Consider the following 4,793-nt stretch of genomic DNA (forward strand, 5'->3'; position numbering starts at 1 on the left):
CACGGCCTGGGCGGGGATCCCGGTTTCCCTCCCGGATCCCGGCCGAGCCCCGGAAACGGAACGAGCCTTAACTTCCAGGCGGCGCTGTTCGGGATTGAGCGGGGTAAACTCGACGTAAACCGAACCGGTCAAAGAATAATTTTGCTCGGTAGCGTAGGCGTTGGCGTCACGCACGAACTCTTGCAGCAAGGCTTCTTTACCCCACTGTTCGAATGCAGCATCAGTTTCAGGAGAAATGGAAATCTCAAAATGATTGGGTGCCACGGTGCGTTCACGAGACATCGGAGTGGCGCCCCGATCCATGGCTTGGCGGATAGCTTGAGTCACATCTATAGGCTTGTCAGGACCGGAACGATACACCTTGGATTTCATGCGGTCAAAGAACTCCAAAACCCCTCCTTCCGAGAATCGCCAACAGTTGAGACAGTCTGGGGCAATTCTAACGGCATAACTCGTGTAATTCGTTATTGAACTATGGGACCAGGGGTTTTAGCGGTGATCCGCAACCCGGGTAAAGAAGTCCCCGATGGCCTGCAAGACAATGACGATGATGCCAATAACAATTAGCGAAACCAGCAGGGTATCAGCTTGGTAGCGAGAGTAGCCGTAGTTAATGGCCAAAGAACCCAAGCCGCCCCCGCCAAAAGCCCCGGTAATCGCGGAATAACCGATGATGGTGATGACCAGCACAGTCGTGGATTGAATCAGGGCGGGAAGCGCCTCACGGACTTGCACGCCCCACATGATTTGGCTACGGCTGGCACCCATCATTTGCGCCGCCTCAATCTTGCCGGAATCCACACCCATAATGTTGGATTCGACCAGACGAGCAAAGAATGGCGTGGCCCCAACAATCAGCGGGACGCAGGCCGGTTGCCAGCCAATGGTGGTCCCCACCACCAGGCGCGTGAACGGGAGGATAAATACTGCCAAAATCAAGAACGGCAGGGAACGTCCGAGATTCACGATGAATCCCAAAATCCGGTTCACCGCCGCGTTGGGAGTCAAGCCAGTTTTCGCCGTGGAAACCAGGAACAACCCCACCGGTAGACCAAACAGTACTGTAAACAGAGTCGAGACGGCTGTCATCGCTAAGGTCTCAAGGGTGGCAGGAAGCATCTCTCGCGTGATGGCGGGGTTGTCAAACCAAGTCGGATCGCCAGGTCCAGCGGGCAGAATGGATTGCACTGATGTAGCAATAGAGTTCACCTGGTTTACTAAATCTGCGTTTTGTGACAGCAGGGTGGGCAGGAGTTCCAGCATTTTAGTTTTCCTCCTCCAAGTTCAAAGCCTCCAGAGGTCTGACGGTTGCATACACACCTTTGGAGCGCATCGCCGCAATCAGACCGTTCATGTTTTCAGCCGAAACTGCCAAAGCGAGCCGTCCGACCTGGGTGTTTCCTACAGTCTCAAATGTTCCGGCAGCAATATCCGCCCCCGCGGCGGCAACCATCGACATCACAGCAGAACCGGTAGGCTTGCCCGGATTCGAGTTAAAAGCAATGTCTACCAGCGCAGCCGGTTTGCCGTTCAGCACCGGTTTGCTCTTCACTTGTGGACGGGGAACCAGGTCAAGTGCTAAACGGCTTTCTGGCTCGGTTAATATGTCCTCAACCGTGCCGGTTTGGATAATCTTGCCGTGTTCCAGCAGGGTGACGGAATCACAAATTTCACGTACCACCGCCATCTCGTGCGTAATAATCACCACGGTTACCCCCAAACTTTCCGAAAGGTCACGAATCAGGTGCAGGACCTGACTGGTGGTTTCCTGATCCAGCGCCGAAGTCGGTTCATCACACAACAGGACCTGAGGACTGGTGGCCAGACCCCGAGCAATGCCAACCCGCTGCTTCTGACCTCCGGAAAGCTGCGACGGATAGGACGAGGCGCGGTCCTCTAAACCCACCAGCCGCAGCAACTCCATGACTTTTTCCTTACGGTTACCGTGCGGTACGCCAGCCAGATAGAGGGGATAGGCGACGTTTCCGGCCGCGGTGCGTGAATCCAGCAGGTTCGCGGCCTGGAACACCATCCCGATTTTGCGTCTCGCCTGGCGCAATTCCGCCTCGCTCAAGACGGTCATTTCTTGACCGTCAAGGGTGATGGAGCCAGTTGTGGGTTTTTCCAACGCCGTCAAGCAACGAATTAAGGTGGATTTGCCGGCCCCGGATTGTCCCACAATCCCGTGAATCGAACCTTTGGCAATCGTCAGGTCAATGTTGTCCAAGGCATGTACGGTTCCGCCCGCCGCGGACTTCACATGATAGATTTTGCTAACCCCGCTCAGGGTAATCATCGGCTCGCTTGTTTTCATCGCCTTAAACCTTACCGGATTTTGTTGTAATCCCCGCAATAGCGTCCGTCCGGGGCTGGTTAGCGGCAGCCCGGCCAGCCAGCCCGAGGCTTGCGGAACAAATTGTGGGCGTTAAATGAGTTTTCCCCGGTCCGCTGGATCGCAGCGGATTCCGGGGAACAGCGCGCCCGAAGGGACTCGAACCCCCAACCTTCTGATCCGTAGTCAGATGCTCTATCCATTGAGCTACGAGCGCTGAGGTCATTAAGTCTAGCCCTAACCTGCACGATTCCCCAAATCGGCACTCTCAGGGCAAAAAATCAAGAGAAATCTGGTTTCATTCAAAGCGATTCCAAGAGGTCAGTTTGTCGGCCTCGGTGATTTCACGCAATACCCGGCAGGGGTTGCCGATGGCCACGCAGTTATCGGGGATATCTTTGACGACGATACTGCCCGAACCAATGACCACGTTGCTGCCGATGCTCACCCCCGGCAGGACCTGCACAGCGGCGCCAATCCACACGTTGTCGCCCACGGTAATGCTGTGGCCGTACTCCAAACCTTGGTTACGCCGCTCAAAGTCAATCGGGTGACCCGCCGTGTGAAACCCGCAGTTCGGAGCAATGAACACATTGTCGCCGAAGGTAATCCGGGCGCAATCCAGCATCACCGTGTTGTGGTTAGCGTAAAAGTTTTCCCCGATTTCGATGTTGTAGCCGTAGTCACACCAAAACGGGGCGGTTATGGTGAAATTGCGCCCGGTTTTGCCCAAGAGTTCCCGCATTAGGCGGTACTGAGCGGCGTGGTCGGAAGGCCGGATTTGGTTGTATTCAAGGCACAAGTCTTTGGCGTGGTCCCTTTCGCTGCAAAGAGTGGGGTCTCGGTCTGCGTTATAGAGCATCTGGTTCAGCATTTTTTCTTTTTCAGATAAACTCACCAGAACTCCTTTGCGGTAGGCGGATAGATTGTCAGGCTGCCGTGGGGAACGATGCCGTACCTACAGTGTAGAGCACCCGCAGAACCGAAAACGAGACCACACCGGTCTTGGGAACTTTAGGGCAGGTCTGGAAAGAACACGCTGATAATGACCCGCAAAGCCCCGAAGGTGGCCAGGGCCAACGCCAGGTTGCGGGCCCACTGAGGCTTGACATACTTCTTAAGCAATCGCGAAATGACGGTGCCGACCAGGATAGCCACCAAGATAGCGGCAATTGTGGGGGCAGGTAGGGAAGTGAGCACGGCTCTTTGTCCGCCAAACCAGACTTTGCTGGTCACCACAATAATGTTGAAACACAGGAACAGTGGCTGCAAAGTGGCCGCGAACTCACGCTGAGACCATCGGGTAGTTTGAGAGTAGGCCGCCATGACCGGCCCGGACTGGGCCACCAGGGCGCTCATCATTCCCCCCAGGAAACCGAAAATCAGGGACCCCGAAAAAACTGGTATTGCCCGAAAACGCGGGGCAAAAATGGAAAAGAACACCATGGTCAGCATGATGATTCCCACAAAAATTGAGAAAACACGATCCGGCACAAACCGTAGTGCCACAACGGTAGCGAACAAAGCTGGCAAGGCACTGAGCATCAGCAAGCGGAAACGATACCAGTTAATATCTCGAAAACCGGTCACGAACAGCAGTAACGTGACTAAACCGCCGCAAATGTTTCCCCACAGAATCCCGTAGTGAGCCCCGGCTGCCACCACCAAAACCGGGACGGCAATCATGCCGAAACCCATCCCAGCCAAGCCTTGCACGCAGGTACCCAGCAAGACGATTGCAGTCAAGAGTACCAATTCCATTACTTCACTATATCGCCTCGCCGCGAGGCTCCCAGCATGGAATACGTCGCCAAACTGTGGGAAAGTGAGTCATTTGCGCAATGAATTGCGCAAAATCGCACAGTTATCAGGGTGTGGAACCCAGTCGGGACCCGCCTAGCGTCACCGGTTGGCGTTATCGCTATAGGCCTCTAGGTAGCGTTGATATTTCTGGGCGGTGATTTCGGCGTATTCTTCCTGCGGGACGATTTCCTCACCCACTGGCGGTTCGTAATCCTCTAAGGATAGAGTGCTATCCAGCAGATATGCTCCCCACAGGGCGGCTCCCATCATGGAATTTTGTTTCACCAGACAGGGAGTCAGGGTGTGTCCGAACACGTTAGCTGCTAACTGGGACCAGATGCTGGTGTGGAGGATTCCCCCCGAAATGAGGATGCGCTCGGGCTCTCCGTTCAGTTTGGTTACGGCGTCATAACACTGTTTAAGGTTGAACAAAACCCCTTCCAATACGGCCTGGTAAGTCAGCTTGAAATCGTGTTTCGAGGTCAGACCTAAGAAACCGCCCTTGCGCTTGTCGCCCCAGCCGGGGTTACGTTCCCCAAAAATGAAAGGCAGAAAGACCGGAGTATCAGCAGCGTAATCCATCCCCGCTTCGAGTTCATCGTAAGTGGTGGGGCGCAGCGACAAACCTTTAAACCAATCCACCGTATTGCAGGCACCC

The 4,793-nt window shown here is 54.9% G+C and carries 6 protein-coding genes and 1 tRNA gene; all 7 read right to left on the minus strand.

Annotation, left to right across the window (positions count from 1 at the left end; all coding sequences use genetic code 11):
* Positions 1-390, minus strand: a 390-nt coding sequence (locus AC5LBQ_RS09330; protein ID WP_493265306.1) for an FhaA domain-containing protein, incomplete at its 3' end; no start/stop codon positions are given.
* 99 nt (positions 391-489) lie between these two features.
* Positions 490-1,263 (minus strand): methionine ABC transporter permease, encoded by a 774-nt coding sequence (locus AC5LBQ_RS09335; protein ID WP_169756781.1) that lies wholly within the window; start codon positions 1,261-1,263, stop codon positions 490-492.
* A gap of 1 nt (position 1,264) precedes the next feature.
* Positions 1,265-2,314, minus strand: coding sequence for a methionine ABC transporter ATP-binding protein (locus AC5LBQ_RS09340; protein ID WP_491680619.1), 1,050 nt, complete (start codon positions 2,312-2,314; stop codon positions 1,265-1,267).
* Positions 2,315-2,476: 162 nt separating this feature from the next.
* Positions 2,477-2,549 (minus strand) — tRNA-Arg (locus tag AC5LBQ_RS09345).
* An 81-nt stretch (positions 2,550-2,630) separates the two neighbouring features.
* Positions 2,631-3,230, minus strand: coding sequence for a sugar O-acetyltransferase (locus AC5LBQ_RS09350; RefSeq protein WP_491680618.1), 600 nt, complete (start codon positions 3,228-3,230; stop codon positions 2,631-2,633).
* A gap of 116 nt (positions 3,231-3,346) precedes the next feature.
* The gene (locus tag AC5LBQ_RS09355; protein WP_491680617.1) at positions 3,347-4,093 is read right to left on the minus strand and encodes a TSUP family transporter; all 747 of its coding nucleotides are present in this window, start codon (positions 4,091-4,093) and stop codon (positions 3,347-3,349) included.
* 141 nt (positions 4,094-4,234) lie between these two features.
* On the minus strand, positions 4,235-4,793 hold a 559-nt coding region (locus AC5LBQ_RS09360; RefSeq protein ID WP_493265307.1), incomplete at its 5' end, for an FGGY-family carbohydrate kinase.

Source organism: Mobiluncus sp., assembly GCF_985070215.1.